At 41.0% G+C, this 16605-nt stretch carries 15 protein-coding genes; 7 read left to right on the top strand and 8 right to left on the bottom strand.

The genetic code is table 11. The features are described from left to right. Positions 1-18: 18 nt before the first annotated feature. The gene (locus tag J3455_RS02660; RefSeq protein WP_054553604.1) at positions 19-447 is read right to left on the bottom strand and encodes an organic hydroperoxide resistance protein; all 429 of its coding nucleotides are present in this window, start codon (positions 445-447) and stop codon (positions 19-21) included. Between the two features lie 123 nt (positions 448-570). On the opposite strand from J3455_RS02660, the gene J3455_RS02665 reads away from it, so the two are divergent. The 6 genes from J3455_RS02665 to J3455_RS02690 all read left to right on the top strand — a co-directional run bounded on the left by J3455_RS02665 (position 571) and on the right by J3455_RS02690 (position 6595). Further along, positions 571-1002 carry a MarR family winged helix-turn-helix transcriptional regulator gene (locus J3455_RS02665; protein ID WP_130052814.1) on the top strand — a complete coding sequence of 144 codons (432 nt, stop codon included), beginning with the start codon at positions 571-573 and terminating at the stop codon, positions 1000-1002. 93 nt (positions 1003-1095) lie between these two features. Beyond that, positions 1096-2109: a zinc-binding alcohol dehydrogenase family protein gene (locus J3455_RS02670; RefSeq protein ID WP_297330088.1), complete on the top strand. Its 1014-nt coding sequence runs from the start codon at positions 1096-1098 to the stop codon at positions 2107-2109. A 562-nt stretch (positions 2110-2671) separates the two neighbouring features. After that, entirely contained in the window at positions 2672-2902 is a 231-nt protein-coding gene (locus J3455_RS02675; RefSeq protein WP_054562555.1) for a helix-turn-helix domain-containing protein, read from the top strand. Positions 2903-2950: 48 nt separating this feature from the next. Then, on the top strand, positions 2951-4294 hold the full coding sequence (gene astB, locus J3455_RS02680; protein WP_250662288.1) for an N-succinylarginine dihydrolase: 1344 nt from the start codon (positions 2951-2953) through the stop codon (positions 4292-4294). Between the two features lie 3 nt (positions 4295-4297). Then, positions 4298-4807: a GNAT family N-acetyltransferase gene (locus J3455_RS02685; RefSeq protein WP_130052817.1), complete on the top strand. Its 510-nt coding sequence runs from the start codon at positions 4298-4300 to the stop codon at positions 4805-4807. Between the two features lie 99 nt (positions 4808-4906). After that, a complete protein-coding gene (locus tag J3455_RS02690; RefSeq protein ID WP_130052818.1) occupies positions 4907-6595 on the top strand; it encodes a methyl-accepting chemotaxis protein in 1689 nt (562 codons plus the stop codon). 38 nt (positions 6596-6633) lie between these two features. Here J3455_RS02690 and J3455_RS02695 read toward each other — a convergent pair whose 3' ends face one another. After that, a complete protein-coding gene (locus tag J3455_RS02695) occupies positions 6634-7074 on the bottom strand; it encodes a hypothetical protein (protein ID WP_130052819.1) in 441 nt (146 codons plus the stop codon). A 227-nt stretch (positions 7075-7301) separates the two neighbouring features. Here J3455_RS02695 and J3455_RS02700 point away from each other — a divergent pair, with 227 nt between their 5' ends. Continuing rightward, positions 7302-8300, top strand: coding sequence for a DUF4382 domain-containing protein (locus J3455_RS02700; protein WP_349561108.1), 999 nt, complete (start codon positions 7302-7304; stop codon positions 8298-8300). A gap of 213 nt (positions 8301-8513) precedes the next feature. Here the strand turns inward: J3455_RS02700 and J3455_RS02705 are convergent, their stop codons facing one another. The 6 genes from J3455_RS02705 to J3455_RS02730 all read right to left on the bottom strand — a co-directional run bounded on the left by J3455_RS02705 (position 8514) and on the right by J3455_RS02730 (position 16604). Then, positions 8514-9830: a methyl-accepting chemotaxis protein gene (locus tag J3455_RS02705; protein ID WP_130052820.1), complete on the bottom strand. Its 1317-nt coding sequence runs from the start codon at positions 9828-9830 to the stop codon at positions 8514-8516. Between the two features lie 140 nt (positions 9831-9970). Continuing rightward, positions 9971-12274: a family 20 glycosylhydrolase gene (locus J3455_RS02710; RefSeq protein ID WP_349560978.1), complete on the bottom strand. Its 2304-nt coding sequence runs from the start codon at positions 12272-12274 to the stop codon at positions 9971-9973. Positions 12275-12277: 3 nt separating this feature from the next. After that, positions 12278-13192: a sugar kinase gene (locus J3455_RS02715; protein ID WP_349560979.1), complete on the bottom strand. Its 915-nt coding sequence runs from the start codon at positions 13190-13192 to the stop codon at positions 12278-12280. Next, positions 13185-14633, bottom strand: coding sequence for a sodium:solute symporter family protein (locus J3455_RS02720; RefSeq protein WP_349560981.1), 1449 nt, complete (start codon positions 14631-14633; stop codon positions 13185-13187). Before J3455_RS02720 ends, J3455_RS02715 begins: the two co-directional genes overlap by 8 nt. A 128-nt stretch (positions 14634-14761) precedes the next feature. Beyond that, positions 14762-15145 carry a RidA family protein gene (locus J3455_RS02725; RefSeq protein WP_130052824.1) on the bottom strand — a complete coding sequence of 128 codons (384 nt, stop codon included), beginning with the start codon at positions 15143-15145 and terminating at the stop codon, positions 14762-14764. Position 15146: 1 nt separating this feature from the next. After that, a complete protein-coding gene (locus tag J3455_RS02730; protein WP_349560982.1) occupies positions 15147-16604 on the bottom strand; it encodes an N-acyl-D-amino-acid deacylase family protein in 1458 nt (485 codons plus the stop codon). Position 16605 lies beyond the last annotated feature (1 nt).

Genomic DNA, 16605 nt, shown 5'->3' on the forward strand with positions numbered 1-16605 from the left:
TAATTTGATCAACAATGATTAGATCACTGATAGTTCTACAGCAATGTTACCGCGCGTTGCGTTTGAGTATGGGCATACTTCGTGTGCTTTATTAACTAGAGCAAGGGCTGTGTCTTTATCAAGATCACCCACTGATACCGCAAGCTTAACGGCAATACCAAAACCGCCTTCGATAGGACCAATTGATACTTCTGAGTTTATGTGAGTATCTGCTGGTAATTTAATTTTTGCTTGGCCAGCAACTAGTTTTAATGCGCCGATAAAACACGCCGCATAACCTGCTGCAAATAATTGCTCAGGGTTTGTACCTTGACCATCATCACCACCTAACCCTTTAGGTGTTGATAGTGCCACATCTAAACGGCCATCATCTGATTTTGCTGTACCTTCACGACCACCCGTAGCTGTTGCTTTTGCTGTGTATGCGACGCTTTGCAGTTCTTTCATGGTTACTCTCCTAATTAAGTGGAAATATATTTTGTATGCAAAATATATTAGATCAGCTTTTTCGGGATTGCAAATATTTTGTATGCAAATTAAAATACTCTTATTAAGTTTTGAGGATCGAGTATGAAATACCCACAACTAAAATTAGATAACCAGCTATGCCATCGCTTATATATGGCATCGAATGGGATTGCCCGTGCGTATCGAGATTCTCTCAATCAATTAGATTTAACCTACCCGCAATACGTAGTGATGATGGCGCTGTGGGAAAAAGATCAGATCAGCATTGCAGAACTACTTGAAAAAACCGCCATTGATGGCGGTGCGATGACGCAAATTTTAAAAAAAATGAGCGACAAAGCATTATTATCGATCATCAAAGATAGCCAAGATAAACGCAAACGACTCGTTCAGCTCGAAGCCAAAGGCAAAGCGATGCAAGATCAAGCCGCTGAGATACCGTCGAAAATTCGTTGTCGCTTCCCAAGCATTAACGATCAACAAGCGTTGCAACTAATTGAGTTACTCGATTTAGTAAATGGTGACCTTAATTAACAAAAATTATTTGAAAGTGAATTTGGATTACAACTCTTTTTAATATAATTCTATGCGCTATAGTGTTCAAAACTCATCAATACGGACACCATCATGAAAGCATTTGGATACACCACAGCAACCCCAACGTTATCTGACTCATCACTACAAGCGATTGAATTACCTGATCCAGTTGCCACAGGTCACGATATTCTTGTAACCGTAGAAGCAATTTCAGTAAACCCAGTTGATACTAAAATTCGCGCTAATGTGTCACCCGAGAGTGGCTATAAGGTTATTGGCTGGGACGCTGTGGGTACGATTAAAGCTATTGGCGACAAAGTATCGTTATTTAATGTGGGTGACCGTGTGTTTTATGCTGGCGACTTAACGCGCCAAGGCAGTAATGCTGAACTGCAACTTGTTGATGAGCGCATTGTCGGTCTTGCACCAACAAGCCTCAGCAATAGTGAAGCAGCCGCCCTGCCATTAACCAGTATCACGGCATGGGAGTTATTGTTTGATCGCTTACAGATTGAAAAATCTAAGAACAATAAACCAGCCTCTGTATTAGTGATCGGTGCCGCAGGTGGTGTAGGCTCAATTTTAGTGCAACTTGCCAAACAGCTTACCAATTTAACAGTTGTTGGTACCGCCGCACGAGAAGAAAGCGCCAACTGGCTTAAAGATTTAGGTGTTGATCATGTGCTTGATCATAGCAAAAACCTTAACCAGCAACGCCTTGAAGCTGAACTTAGTGAATTTGATTACGTAATTAGCTTAACGCACACCGACCAACACCTTGATAGCATTATGGAAGTGATCAAGCCACAAGGTAAATTGGCACTGATCGACGACCCTGCAAGCTTTGATATTTTAAAGTTAAAGCGTAAAAGTATTTCGTTGCATTGGGAGTTTATGTATACCCGCTCAATGTTCCAAACCGATGATATGATTGCCCAGCATCAGCTTCTTTCAGAGCTAGCCACCTTAGTTGATAACGGCACAATCAAAACAACATTGGGTGAACATTTAGGTAAGATAAACGTAGCAAACCTTATTAAAGCCCATAGGATTTTAGAGTCTCATAAGGCTCGCGGAAAGCTGGTATTGGAAGGGTTTGAGTAACAAGGTACGAGTTACGAGGGGAAAGTTAGAGAGAGTAAAGTTTCGAGAAGCGAGATGCGAGCATGTAGCAGCGATTTTACATCGCGTTTTATTCTTGTATCTCTCCTACCTCACCCATGTCGCGGCATAAAGCCGCTGCTGACTGTAGGCGTCACGCTTGCTTGGCGCGCGAAACAAAAGATTAAGATTCAAGTTACGAGAGTAAAGTTACGAGAAGCGAGGAGCCAGCTTGTAGCAGCGATTTCACATCGCGTAGTTCCTCACTCAACAATAAAAACACGCATCATTAAAGTGCATTACAGCAATTACCTTTCACTATTTTAGTGCCTGATTTTAGGGACTCCCCAGCCAAAAAATATTAACCAATTGATTTTTAATGCTTTTAAATTTAATAAAGGTTTGGCACAGATCTTCCTATAGTGAGTATGAACAGGCACTAACAAGGAGACTAACGTGACTAACTTCTTTCACACTCTTTATCTACTTTGGCGATTAGACATCAGCACATGGCATATGCATGAAGCAAACGATCCGCATAATGTTGCTGATTTGGAGCGTCGCTATGTTAAATAATGACCCCGCATTTATTGAAGCGCTTAAAAAAATTTCGGTTCATCAACTTACAATCACCGAAGCGTCTGAGCAGTACGACATTCCTAAGCGTGTGTTATATAAAGCTGCACGACAGCAACAAGTTAAACAGAACAAACAAAAAGCGTATTTAATTGCCACTCAGAAGCGCCTTCAACAAAGTCTACGTAATGTAGAAATGGAGTTAGCTAGCTTCAGCTAAATAACTTCTGTATGGTTAAAATACACGCACAATAATGATGGATTAAGTATGCACGCAGTAGAAGTAAACTTTGATGGCTTAGTGGGGCCTACTCACAATTACGCGGGATTATCGTATGGCAATGTCGCTTCACTAAGTCACGCCTCTTCGCATTCCAACCCCAAAGAGGCTGTGCTACAAGGCCTTGAAAAAATGAAGGCAATGCACGAATTAGGCCTAGAACAAGGTATTTTTGCACCTCATGCTCGCCCTGACATTAATGTGCTAAGGCGTTTAGGCTTTACAGGCAGCGATAGCCAAATTATTGAAAAAGCATTTAAAGCCGACCCTGTTTTACTGCGAGCTTGTTACAGTGCATCGGCAATGTGGACAGCCAATGCTGGCACTATTTCGCCTTCAGTCGATACTCTTGATGGCAAAGTGCACTTTACGGCTGCTAACTTAAATAACAAATTTCACCGCTCGTTAGAACCTGTCACAACAACGGCATTACTAAAAGCCATGTTTAACGATGAGCGTTACTTTAGCCATCATACACACTTACCTGATCAAGGCTTTTTTGGTGATGAAGGTGCCGCAAATCATAATCGATTATGCGACAGCCATGCAGATGCAGGGCTTGAGATCTTTGTTTATGGTGCAAGTAGTTTTAATAGCGCCCTACCAAAACCCGTTAAATTTCCTGCAAGACAATCTCTAGAAGCATCGCAAGCAATTGCCCGTTTACATCAGCTAAAGCCAGAAAATCAGTTATTTATTCAACAAAATCCTGATGTAATAGATCAAGGTGTCTTCCACAACGATGTAATTGCTGTGGCCAATGGCAATGTACTTTTATGCCACGAACAAGCGTTTTTGCATCAAGCTGATACTTTAAAACAAATTAAACAAGCCTACCTTGGCAACAAGCCACTGCATATTATTGAAGTACCAACCAATAAAGTGAGCATTAAAGATGCCGTAAGCAGCTATTTATTTAATAGCCAATTAATTACCTTAAGTGATGACAGCATGATGCTGGTTGCCCCTAAAGAGTGTCAGCGCAATCAAGCCGTCCACGATTACATTCAAGAAATGATTTTGGCAGATAACCCAGTTCAACAAGTACGCTTTTTTGACTTGCGCCAAAGCATGCAAAATGGTGGTGGCCCTGCTTGTTTACGCTTACGTGTTGCACTCAATACTGACGAACTGGCAGCGGTCAATCCGGGTGTGCGCTTCAGCGAAGAAAAATATACTCAACTAGTGAGTTGGGCGAATAAGCATTACCGTGACTCTTTAAGTAGTGACGACTTTGCCGACCCACTGCTTTTAACCGAAAGCTATCAGGCACTTGATGAGTTAACCAGCTTACTTAATTTAGGCTCTGTGTATCCATTTCAACAAGAATAAATAATGAAACTTAAAGCAGTACACTCTATTAAAGGGGTGTCTAAATCACTCAATACTTTACTGATTGATAGCGTTGCCAGTGGCGCATCAATCGGCTTTATTGCCCCTTTATCATTACAGTCAGCACATGACTACTGGCAAGGGGTCGATGGAGATTTAGCAACTCCTTACCGTAGGCTTTATCTTGCCCTTGATGGTGATACGGTGATTGGCTCAGTGCAGCTTTCTTTGTGCGCCAAAGCCAATGGCGCTCACCGCGGCGAGGTAGAAAAGCTCATGGTACACAGCGAATATCAAGGCAAAGGAATAGCAAAACAATTGATGAATAGTCTAGAGACCGACGCCCGTACATTAGGTATTCAATTACTGGTACTTGATACCCGCCAAGGTGATACTGCCTCATATTTGTATCGCAAACTCGATTATATTGAAGCTGGCACTATTCCTGGTTTTGCGAAAAGTTCCTCCGGTGAATTTGACGCAACGGTGTATTTTTATAAGCAAGTCGCCTAGATCTGCTTTTTATAGCCAATTGATATAACCATAAAGTCGACTAATAAAAATCTTTAAACGTACTAAACTAGTACTGCGGATTTTTATTAGGAGCGATAAATGGCGCTATCAATACAGCAACGGGTACTCTTTCTAGCCCTACTTCCCCCCCTACTCATTGCAATTATGCTGACACTCTACAACTATGTGCAGTCAAAACACAGTGGTGCACAAACCGTTGAAAGTTTTGCCACACAAATGGAAAACGACCGAAAGGCCGAAGTCAGTAACTATCAAAAAATTGCCATGAGCTCGATTGCTCACCTGATCGCGCAAGATGATGGCTCTAATACTGAACAGCTGCAAAACCAAGCAAAAAGTATCTTACGTAATTTGCGTTTTGATGATGCTGGCGATACCGGCTATGTGTTTGTTTATGATGTTAAAGGTATCAACATTGCCCATGGCGTTAACGCTTCTCTTGAGGGTAAAAACCTTTATGATTTTAAAGATCCTAATGGGGTTTATCTGATACGAGAGCTCATTGATGCGGCGAAGAAAGGCGGTGGCTATGTGCAGTATTCTTGGAAAAATACCAATGGCAGTGTAAATCCTAAGCTCGGTTATGCCGCTTTGGTACCAAAATGGAATTGGGTACTAGGAACAGGTTTTTGGATCAGCGGTCTTGAGCAACAAGTTGCAGTAACAGAGCAACGAGTTAATGAAGGTATTGATAATGCCTTTATTAATACTATTATCGCTTCAGTATTTGCAGTTGCAATTACCGCAGCGATTGCTGTGGTGGTATCGCGCAGTATTACTAGCCCTCTTCACACAACCGTACTAGCAATGAACGATATATCACAAGGTGATGGCGATTTAACCCAGCGTTTAATGGTGAAACGAGACGATGAACTCGGCAAACTTGGCAGCTCGTTTAACCGCTTTGCCGATGACGTCGGAAAAATGGTTATTGATATACGCCAATCATCGCAATCGATGAATCAAGCGTCACATAAGCTCAATGAGCTACTTGCCAATATGCACGCAGGTATTAATCGTCAACATGAAGAAAGTGAACAAGTTGCAACGGCAATAAACGAAATGTCAGCGGCGTCAATGGAAGTGGCACGCAGTGCCCAAGAGGCCTCAACCGCTGCTGAACATGCCGATCATTTAGTCAAACAAGCTAACAACCAGTTACTTATCGCTATAAAAGTAATTAACGGCCTTGCCAAACAAGTTGATGAAGGAGCTAATGCGGTCGATCAGCTTAATCAACAATCGAGTCAAATTGGTAGTGTGCTTGATGTGATCAGAAACATTGCCGAGCAAACGAATCTATTGGCACTAAACGCGGCAATTGAATCGGCACGTGCTGGCGAAGCGGGCCGTGGTTTTGCAGTGGTGGCTGATGAAGTGCGTACGCTTGCAAAACGCACGCAAGACAGTACTCACGAAATAGAGGCAATGATTGAGCAAGTACAGCAAGGAACAACAACTGTAAATAGCATTATGCAGTCAATTAAATCAGGCAGTGCAACCAGTGTTAATGAGGCGGGCGAAGTCGAAAAAGCGCTTAATGAAGTACTGCTTTCGGTTAACACCATAACATCACAAAATGCACAAATTGCCACAGCCGCTGAAGAGCAAACATCAGTGTCTGAAGCGATTAATCAAAACATGACGACCATTGTTGATATTGCTAACAAAACCGCCAATGATACCGATGTAGCCACATCATACATGCATGAGCTGTCAGACACGGCAACGCAATTAGAACAAAATGTAAGTCGTTATAAAACCTAACATTTTAGCGTAATTGTTAAGCAGGTAGAGATACCTGCTTAACAAAAATCATTGGTCTTTTGTAAGTTCTTTAACCAATCGAATAAATCATTATCGTAGCGCTTAAGGCGTTGTTGCTGCTTATGACTGAGACTATAAAATGGCGCAAAGCAGGCATATTTCTCACTCATAATAAGAACTAAACGCAGACCAAAAAGTGAGTAATGATGAATAAACTGAACTTGTCTTGCATGCATATGACGGCATTGTCCAAATAAATTACGGTAATACACGCCATGGCGACACACTGTTAAATTGCGTTTTGAGTTCACTACAAGTAGCGCCAATAACAACGAAACACTGCACAGTAAAAAACTAAAAAATAAATTGCCTAACTCCGACTTACTATGCATATAACCTACCAATAAGAGCATATTAAATACACTTAACAAGACCCAAGTTCTAAGCTCAAAGCGCTTCTCTAAGTCAATAACTTTCATTTTTGTTCCTAGGTTTTTATTTTTCGTTATGGTGTCAGCAAAATGTGGATGAAAAATGGATTTACCTCAAAAACACTCTTATTTGAAATTAAACCTTTAAAAACTTTCATCTCATTACAAAAAAGGTACAAAGGTGTTACCAGAAACTTACTATTAGTAGTTCAAGTTACATTAAGTTTTAGTTATTACACTATTAGTAAATTTTTAGAACATATAGGGAAGAAATGATGAACTTTAAAACTACATTACTTAGCAGCGCCGTTCTATTTGCACTGGTTGGTTGTGGCTCAGATAACGACAAGAACGACTCGGTTGATCCTCAGCCGCAAACTGCACAATTCACGTTAGGTGTGTCTGACGCACCTGTGACAGGTTTAAAAGCTGTTAATGTTGTATTTGATTCAATCACATTGAAAACCCAAGGTGGTGAAGAGTTCACTTTTGAGACCCGTGAAGATGATGATGAAACCATGCCTGAAATGGTTAACTTGTTAGACTACACAGGTGATGATGTATTTTCTTTACTAGAAGATGAAGAAGTTCCTGCTGGCGAATATCAATGGATCCGTGCAGATGTTATCAATGGTGACACAAACGATTTAACCATGACTTCGCATGTTGTTTACGAAGATGACAGCATTGCACCACTGGTTGTTAAGCGTAAAGGCAACGATGGTGTAGGTGAAATCCAACTTGATGGTTTTACCCTTAACCAAGCTGGTAACGACTTTGTTATTGAGTTTGACCTTAAAAAGTCATTGGTTGATCCACAAAATAGTGATGAGATCTTCTTAAAACCACGCGGTGTTCGTTTAGAAAACCTTGCCGAGTCTGAAGATATCGAAGGTACTGTTAGCGACGTACTCATCGCTAACTGTGAAACAGATAATATCGATATCGCATTAGAAGATGGCTCATTCAGTCATGCTATTTACCTATACAGCAGCGATGTTGAAATGCCAATGGATAACTATGAAGTTAACGAAGATGAAACACCACTAGATGCACCACTTGCAACTGCTGATGTGATTTTCGATAGCGAAGATAACCAATACGAATTTGAACTTGCGTTCATTCAACCAGGTGATTACCAACTTGCCTACACCTGTGCAGCGCATATCGATGACGTAGAAACTCAAGACGAAGCATTTACGCTTTATCAAGTTAAACCAATTACAGTAACATCGGGTGAAGACTTAAACGTGTCTTTCACAGTTTCTGAATAATATTGGCTTTAATACCAATTCACTTAATTAAGTGGTCTATTTTGAGGCAATAAAAGCTTGTTGGTAACAATGCAAAAATTTCGTTATTTAGTTGTTCTAAATCAGGAATTTTTAACGCAGATAGCGACAGGTTTAATCCCTCAAAATAATTATGTATTATTGCGGATTAGTATCAATACCCCACTAAAAAGCCCGCAATGCGGGCTTTTTGTTTTAAAGTTTATCGTAGCGAGTAATCACTTCGGATATTTTATCCACCACTTTATCTGCACCTGATTTAATGTCTCCCATTATCATGCTGACTTCTTCAACATTTTGTTGAGACTCACCAGACAACGCTTCTATTTCTTCGATAAGGGCTGTCATTTTTGCTGCAATTTCTTGAGTCTTCCCAATAAGACCTGATATTTCACTGGTTGACGCAGAAGTACGTTGCGATAAATTTCTAACCTCATCGGCGACCACCGCAAAACCACGACCATGCTCCCCTGCTCGAGCGGCTTCAATCGCTGCATTTAAGGCTAGTAAGTTTGTTTGCTCTGCGATGCTATTAATAGTCGTTACAATTTCACCTATTTGTGATGACTGCTGCGCTAATACATCTGACAATTCACGAGTTTGATGAACCTGCTCGCTCACTTTTTTTGATGACTCAACACTGCTCAAAATTCGCTGTTGACCATTCGTCACGACTTGCGAGGTTTCCTTCGAAGTGCAGCCAGCATTTTCTGCTGCATGTTTAACTTCTTCGGTGCTGTTAACTCTGGCGGTGACATCAGATGCAAACTTAATAATCTGCGTCACTTTACCCTGTTTATTAAAAATAGGGTTGTAGGTTGCCTCTAAATAAAGCGGGCTGCCATCACGTTTTTTACGAGAAAATTGCCCAGAAAAAATGCGCCCGTTCGCAAGCTCTTGCCAAAAGTTGGGGTTGTTTTGATAAAAGTCATCATAACAAAACAATTTATGATGCTGACCTTGGATTTCAGCGAGACTGTAACCCACAACATTAAGAAAATTATCATTTGCAGAAATAATATGACCATCAGGAGTAAAACGGATCATCGCGGTACTTTTATTAACGGCATCATAAATTGCCGACATTTCATCAAGCTTTTCAACTTCTCTGGTAATTTCTGAAGCAAACTTAATCGCACAGCGTACCTGGCCATCATCACCCCTAACGGGAAAATAAGTTGCACGCAGCCAAATATCTTCGCCGGCACCATTAATGCGAGAGAAAACCCCTGACTTTGCTTGGCCTCTAGCAATATCTTGCCAAAAGGTTTGGTATTCTTTTGAGCTACTATATTCAGGCGCACAAAACTTACTATGATGCTGACCAATAATATCGCCTGCTTGCACTTTCATTGTTTTACAAAACAAATCATTGGCTTCAAGAACAGTTCCATCGGGTGTAAATTCGATATAAGCAATATTTTCTCTGATCCCAGCTAAATACTGCTGACCTTTATCAACATCATGCTGCAACTCATGAATGAGTTGATCTTTATTGTTACTAAACCACATTGAAAAACCAATTGTGAAGGTACTTTAATAAAGTTTATCTCAGTAAGTGATAGATTCACATAAAAAAGTACCTTTTAGCCCTACAAATAGAGCATTAGGCCAGAATAAATTCCGAAACTAACACTCCTTTTAATTGCTCATTATCCACTGTTTTTACAAAGTGAAGACACTTTTTTATATTGATTTAATGAAGCCACTAACTGAGCAATCGTGCCATTATTATTAACAATGAACTGTGACTCATTTGACTGCAGCGCGTGTTTAATTTGCAGGTAGGGTTTTCGCCACTCTTTAATTCCTTCAATTAAGACCTTGTTATGCTTAATAAACTTATGCCATTCATCAACTTGTAATTGCAATGAGCTCTCAAGAGCTTTAGAACAAGACTGCTTGTAGTCAGCCACTTTATAATCAAACTCTCGCAGCATTAAGCTTTCAACTGGCAGCACATCAACTAACTTATCAAGGGGAGCCCCATGATGGTATTCATCACGCAAATAAGCTAAATGATGCAAGGTGTAATAATGTGCAGGCTCTAAAAACTCGCTAAATTTTAGTAAATTAGCAATTTTCTCTTGTGTTACATTGTCGCCTAACAATGCCTTCAATCGAGCACTAAATTGCTGCTTATGCCGACCTCCATGCTGCAATGCAAACTCATCCATTACTGCTAAACGACGATACATATCTCGCTCATTTACTTGCGTTCTTGGCGACCAAAATCGCTCTGCAATCGCATATAAACGAGGCCATAAGCGAGTATCTAAGCTCTCTGTCGTTATAAGTTCGGCCCAGATAGTTGCTTCACCGCCCAACACCCTGCCACTTTTATCTTTACCTTGTTCATCGTGAAGTGAAATATTAAGTGCCGTTAAGCTTGGTTTATTTTCTGACTTGCTTTTCATCTTGTATGGAGTGTTACCCACAAATGCAGTTTGATTACTTTCAATGTTTCCTACAAAAAGCTTTGTAGGCCCCATCCAAGTGTCTATCAATAACTCAAAACCGTGCTCTGATTGGGCAACTTGGTCAGTAATAAAATGCCCTTTTCCTTCTATGTATACCAATGCTGCTAACAAGGATTGAGTATCTCTAAATACCGTCACTTTTCCTTTGACTGAACTTCCTTTTAATCGTTTCAAAGTAAAAACTGAGTGGTTAATTACCTCTTTAGCAGTTACCCTTTTAGGTTTAATTGGATCTGGGTGGTTGCGATAGTGATAACTGGTCCATTGTGGTTGATCAATATAAAAGCCACTCGATAATAACCCATCGAACCCAGCTTCCTGTATAGCCGCGAGGGAATGATGGCCGCGCCAAGATTGCACTAAGGTTTGCTCGGGTAAGTTAGGGTGTAACACTTCATCCCAGCCTATCATCTTACGATTATATTTTGCTAATATATCCGCAACTCGCTGATTAAAATAAGCATGCAAGGCATGCGTATCCGAAAGCTTATGCTTAGCCATAAATGATTGTATTTGAGTATTTTCTTGCCAATCTCTGTCATCTATTTCATCACCACCAATATGTAAATAATGATCAGGAAATAACTCAGTCAATTCTTTAACAACTTCTTCAACAAAACGATAAACCTTAGGATTACTTGGGTCTAATAAAGGCCTGAATACACCCCAGCGACGCTCTATCTCATCAAGTTTTGTTCCGCTGCCAAGCTCTGGGTAAGCAAGCACGATACTACTGGCATGGCCTGGCACATCAAATTCAGGCACAACTCGAATTCCTAAATTTGCTGCATATGCCACGACATCTTTGATTTCTTCTGCGGTATAAAAAAGCCCATCGGATGCAACTTGGTGTAATTTCGGGTAGCTTTTAAGGGCAACACGCCAGCCTTGATCATCGGTTAAATGCCAATGAAATACGTTCATTTTTGCTGATGCTAGCCCTCGCAATGTCCGTTTTACATCACTAATAGGTAAAAAATGCCTCACGCTATCAAATAACAATCCACGCCATGGATAAGTGGGTGCATCGTTGATTGTCATTGCATTAAGTTGATAAGGTGTCTTTGCTGAAAATAGCAATTGATTAAGCGTTGCAAAACCGCGCAACATGCCAAATTGTGTTTGGCTTTTAAGTGTTATGGCCTTAGTGCTAATAATCAGTTGATAACTTTCATCAACATCTAATCGAGGGATATCACCCAGCCAAGCAGCCACCTCAATTTTTAACTGAGCACTGCGCTTATCTTGCCAAGTAACTGATGAAAAATTTTGTAAAAACGCCGTATTTTCAAATAGTAACTTACTTGAGTTTCTGTACTTTTCATCAAGGTAAACTGATAGATGGCTCGATGTCAGTTGCAGCTGGCCATCAAGATTCGTCACACTTACAGGCATAGGCATCAACAATGGCGGTTTTGCGACGGCAGTGCCTGTCACGCATAAAGCACACATCAATAAACGTAAAAAATAAGTCATTGCTTAACCCTCATTCGCTATTTGAATTGTTGTTGGCACTATCGCTCCTTTTTGAGCAATAACCTGAAGCGCTACTTGTTGTGCGGTACTTATAGCCTGTTGTGTATTATGCGAGTATAAATATGTAGCTAAAAAACCCGCACTAAAGGCATCACCAGCGGAAGTGGTATCCACCACATGCTCAGCCTTTTGTACAGTAAAGCGTTGTATTTCCTTGTTATTGAGCACTAAAGTATCAGCTACACCTTGCTTAATAATCACCAGCTTATTGGTAAATTGTTGATAAAAGCTGACTAATTCTTTCTCATTACATTGACCAAAAACGCCATGATGATCATCGTCAGTCACAAATAAATAATCGGCAAGCTTGTAAGCGGTTAAATAAAACGGAGTCGCTTGCTCAGATTGCCAAAGAACCGAGCGGTAGTTGCTGTCAAAAATCACTTTGCCACCTGCACGCTTAAAGTCATCTAATACGTCGAGTAGTAACTGCCGATTAGCTGTATCTAAAATAGCGAGACTAATTGCCGATAAATAACAATGACTAAAGTGTGTAGTTCTTAACGATTCTATAAAGTTATGTTGTGTATCTAACTGAAAAAATTGTTTGGCAGCGCTGTCACTTCGTGCATAACAAAATTTTCGCTCACCATGACTGTCAGTTGTAATTCCATAACGTCCTAATGTTTTATCCGTTGACGTTTGCACAAACGAAAGTGATAACCCTTGCTGTCGCCAAAGCGTCTGGGCAGCTTGGCTTATTTCATCACTACCGATAGCACTAACAAATTGCGCGTCTGCCTGTGGTGCTAAGCGTTTAAAGTACACTGCAGTGTTATAAACATCACCACCAAAACGAAGTACGTGCTCGTCATTTAATTCCTGCATAGCTTCACCAAAAAATGCGATTTTAATCATGATGCATCGCCTCTCTTTGTGCATTTAAAATTGCTAATGCTTGTTCACTATCACATGTTTGTTTTGGAGTAATGAGCGTTACAAATACCGATAGAAGCATTGATGCAGTTGTCGCTGGAATAATTGGATTACTCCAATAAGCTTGCCAACTCGGTATTAAAATGACCGCCATTGATACAATAAATGACACAAACAAGGCTGTCATTGCTCCTTGCCAATTAAAGCGCGGCCAAAAATGTCCGAGTAGAACACATACACATAACCCCGACATCAAAGTGGCAATCATATTGGTGATATAACCAATCACATCATTGGTAAGTAATGCCAATAACAACGCGATACCAATAGTTAGCACCAGGCCAATTCGCGAAAGCATTATGACTTCACTTGCATGCGGCATCCGTTTAAATACCAGTATATAAATATCACGTATAAGCACACTAACAGCCGCAATAGCATCTGAGCTAGCACTAGAAATAGTAGCTGAAAGTCCAGCAATAATAACCAGCGCAGCTAAGCCAAACGGAAGCAGCTCAAAGGCCATGTAAGGGAAAGAAAATGCACTGTTTTCAAGTGATGGGTTTAGTTTGTATGCAGCCATACCAATAATCGCTGGCACGATCGCAAAAAGCAGATATAAGCCGCCTGATAAATAAAACGACTGCCGGATACTTTTCACATGCTTGCCAGAATAAATACGTTGACGAAATGAAGGCGCGACTAAAACACCAATCAACACTGCAAAAAATAACGAAACCCCATGCACTACACCTATTTTATCTAACGATAAAAAGCTTTGATTTAATAAAGGTTGTGCTTCGTTTATTGCGGCTAAACCATCTGCCTGATACAACGCGACACCCGCCATCAAGAAAAATCCTATAAACAACACAAGTGCTTGAATAGAGTCTGTCCATACAACGGCTACATAACCACCAATAACAACATAAATACTAAAACCAAGTGCAATAAATAATTTAGCACTGAGCGGCGACAGACCTGTTAACCAAGCCAAATACATACCACCACCCAATATATGTGCGCCAAGCCAACCGATACTGGCTACAAAAATAAAAATAGCGATAGTATTTTTAACAAGCGGATTGGCACCGACATAAAACGATACTTCTTCGCTCATTGTCATAAATTCGTATTTTCTGACCGGCGCAAAAAGTTTAGCCAGCAATAAAATCCCGCACGCACCTCCGAGCCCATATATCATGCCAGCCCAACCATTGCTGTAGGCAAAACCTACGGCTCCCATGGATGAGCCAGTTCCAACCATAGTTGCAACAGTAGTACCTAAGGTTAAAAATAAAGGAAGGTTTCGTCCGCCTAGAAGAAAATCATCACCCGTTTTGTTGTTACGACTAACCCACCAGCCAAACCAGATCATAAAAATCAGATAACCTAAAAAGGCCATTAATAATTGCCACTTCATACGACATCCTGCTTCACCTAAGCCTCATTATTATGATTACCTGCTGTTTGGCTTGGTGCTTATAGTTATAATTTCGTTTCGTGTTTTTGACGTTCAACAGCCTTTGCTGCTGAACGCTTTAATGTTTTTTAAGGTGCTTTATAACAAGTCACATCAACTTCGACTTTACAGTCAACAACCAGATCTGCGACTGCGCAAATACGTGCCGGCGGATGTTCGCCAAAAAATTCTTTAAATACCTTATTAAACGACTGAAAATAGCGTGAGTCGGTCAAAATCACTTTTACATGCGCCACATGTTCAAGACCATAACCCGCTTCATCCATAATATCGATGCAGTTTTGAATCGCTAAACGCGACTGCTCAATAATGCCACCTTCAACAACTTCACCATCTTTCATTGGTGTTTGCCCCGAAACCATTAACCAACCACCTGCTTCTATAGCTCGAGCAAAAGGTAAATGCTGTCCACCGGTGCCTGTACCACCTTCAATACCAATACGTCTGATCATGTTATTCTCCAACTGATGTTAAAAATTTGCCCGAGTGTGCTGGCACAACTTGGTCATTAAGAAGTGTTGCCTGCCCGTTGGTCCATACACGATGGACGCCTGAAGCCGGCAATTCGGAATTAATAAATGTGGCGTTATCGCAAATGGCATCGCTGTCAAAAAGAACCAGATCAGCAAACTTACCTAAGCCAATTTCACCACGATCGGTTAAACCATAATTACTCGCGCTTAACCCAGTCATTTTATGGATCGCTGTCGCAAGTGAAAAAATACCGTCTTCGCGAGCGTATTTGCCTAACACACGTGGAAAAGACCCCCACAAACGGGGATGCGGATGAGGGTCACAAGGGAGACCATCTGAACCAATCATGGTTTTATCAAAAGCGAGTATCATTGCTACGTCTTTTTCATTCAGACCATGATACACAGCGCCGGCTGGTTGCAGCTTTTTAGCGGTATCAATTAATGACAACTGCCAAACATCAGCAATCTCTTGTAGTGAGCGCTCGGCCATTTCTGGATGTGGTTGTGACCACGTGATAAAAATTTCAAAGTCACTTGTCACTTGTTTTAAATCTAATGTACTTGAACTAGCGGCATAAGGATAAGCATCACAACTACAACGAGAATGCGCTCCCTGAACTGAAAATCGTTCGATTAACTCAGGCGCGCGTCCCCAGTTATTTTTACCAGCGCACTTGAGGTGAGAAATGATCACCTTAATATCAAACAGCTTTTCCATCGCAAATGCTTCATCCATAGCGTCAAGCACAGCATCAAATTCGGTGCGCAAATGTGTTGTGTACAGCGCATTATGTGCTTTTAGCACAGGTCCAAACGCTTGAACTTCATCAGTTGTGGCAAAATTCGCATTTTTATAGGCAAGGCCGGTACTTAATCCTAGCGCGCCAGCATTCAATGCACTTTTAAGCTGCTGACACATTTGGGTAACTTCGCTTTCAGTCGCCGTGCGCAATAAATCATCCATCACATTATTACGAAGCGTTGTGTGACCAACCAAAGCGGCTACATTGACATTCGAAGGAGCGCTTTGAATTGCTGCTATGTAATCAGCCATGTTGGCAAACTTAAACTCACTGGCTGCACCGAGTAGGTTCATCGGATCAGGAGCGCATCCTTTAACAATTGCAGGGGCTGCACTGATCCCACAATTCCCTGTGATTACGGTTGTGACACCTTGACTGATTTTTGCAGCCATATTTGGATTGCGCAGTACTTCAAGGTCATCGTGCGTGTGAACATCAATAAACCCAGGAGCAAGGCATAGGCCTTTAGCATCAATGACTTCTTTTGCTGACAATGACGTTAATTTGCCAATGGCAACAATACGGTCACCGCTAATAGCTACATCACAAGTAAGCGCTTCGTTGCCAAGGCCATCAAATACTTTAGCGCCTTGAATTAATGTATCAACAGGTTGTGAGACGGTGTACTGCATT

Origin of the sequence: Pseudoalteromonas sp. NFXS39 (assembly GCF_040148775.1) — a bacterium.
GTDB lineage: Bacteria > Pseudomonadota > Gammaproteobacteria > Enterobacterales > Alteromonadaceae > Pseudoalteromonas > Pseudoalteromonas apostichopi.

Excerpts from the sequence above, each read along its gene's own strand:
- J3455_RS02660 (WP_054553604.1), bottom strand. The coding sequence starts at position 447 with ATGAAAGAACTGCAAAGCGTCGCATACACAGCAAAAGCAACAGCTACG.
- J3455_RS02665 (WP_130052814.1), top strand. The coding sequence starts at position 571 with ATGAAATACCCACAACTAAAATTAGATAACCAGCTATGCCATCGCTTA.
- J3455_RS02670 (WP_297330088.1), top strand. The coding sequence starts at position 1,096 with ATGAAAGCATTTGGATACACCACAGCAACCCCAACGTTATCTGACTCA.
- J3455_RS02675 (WP_054562555.1), top strand. The coding sequence starts at position 2,672 with ATGTTAAATAATGACCCCGCATTTATTGAAGCGCTTAAAAAAATTTCG.
- astB (WP_250662288.1), top strand. The coding sequence starts at position 2,951 with ATGCACGCAGTAGAAGTAAACTTTGATGGCTTAGTGGGGCCTACTCAC.
- J3455_RS02685 (WP_130052817.1), top strand. The coding sequence starts at position 4,298 with ATGAAACTTAAAGCAGTACACTCTATTAAAGGGGTGTCTAAATCACTC.
- J3455_RS02690 (WP_130052818.1), top strand. The coding sequence starts at position 4,907 with ATGGCGCTATCAATACAGCAACGGGTACTCTTTCTAGCCCTACTTCCC.
- J3455_RS02695 (WP_130052819.1), bottom strand. The coding sequence starts at position 7,074 with ATGAAAGTTATTGACTTAGAGAAGCGCTTTGAGCTTAGAACTTGGGTC.
- J3455_RS02700 (WP_349561108.1), top strand. The coding sequence starts at position 7,302 with ATGAACTTTAAAACTACATTACTTAGCAGCGCCGTTCTATTTGCACTG.
- J3455_RS02705 (WP_130052820.1), bottom strand. The coding sequence starts at position 9,830 with ATGTGGTTTAGTAACAATAAAGATCAACTCATTCATGAGTTGCAGCAT.
- J3455_RS02710 (WP_349560978.1), bottom strand. The coding sequence starts at position 12,274 with ATGACTTATTTTTTACGTTTATTGATGTGTGCTTTATGCGTGACAGGC.
- J3455_RS02715 (WP_349560979.1), bottom strand. The coding sequence starts at position 13,192 with ATGATTAAAATCGCATTTTTTGGTGAAGCTATGCAGGAATTAAATGAC.
- J3455_RS02720 (WP_349560981.1), bottom strand. The coding sequence starts at position 14,633 with ATGAAGTGGCAATTATTAATGGCCTTTTTAGGTTATCTGATTTTTATG.
- J3455_RS02725 (WP_130052824.1), bottom strand. The coding sequence starts at position 15,145 with ATGATCAGACGTATTGGTATTGAAGGTGGTACAGGCACCGGTGGACAG.
- J3455_RS02730 (WP_349560982.1), bottom strand. The coding sequence starts at position 16,604 with ATGCAGTACACCGTCTCACAACCTGTTGATACATTAATTCAAGGCGCT.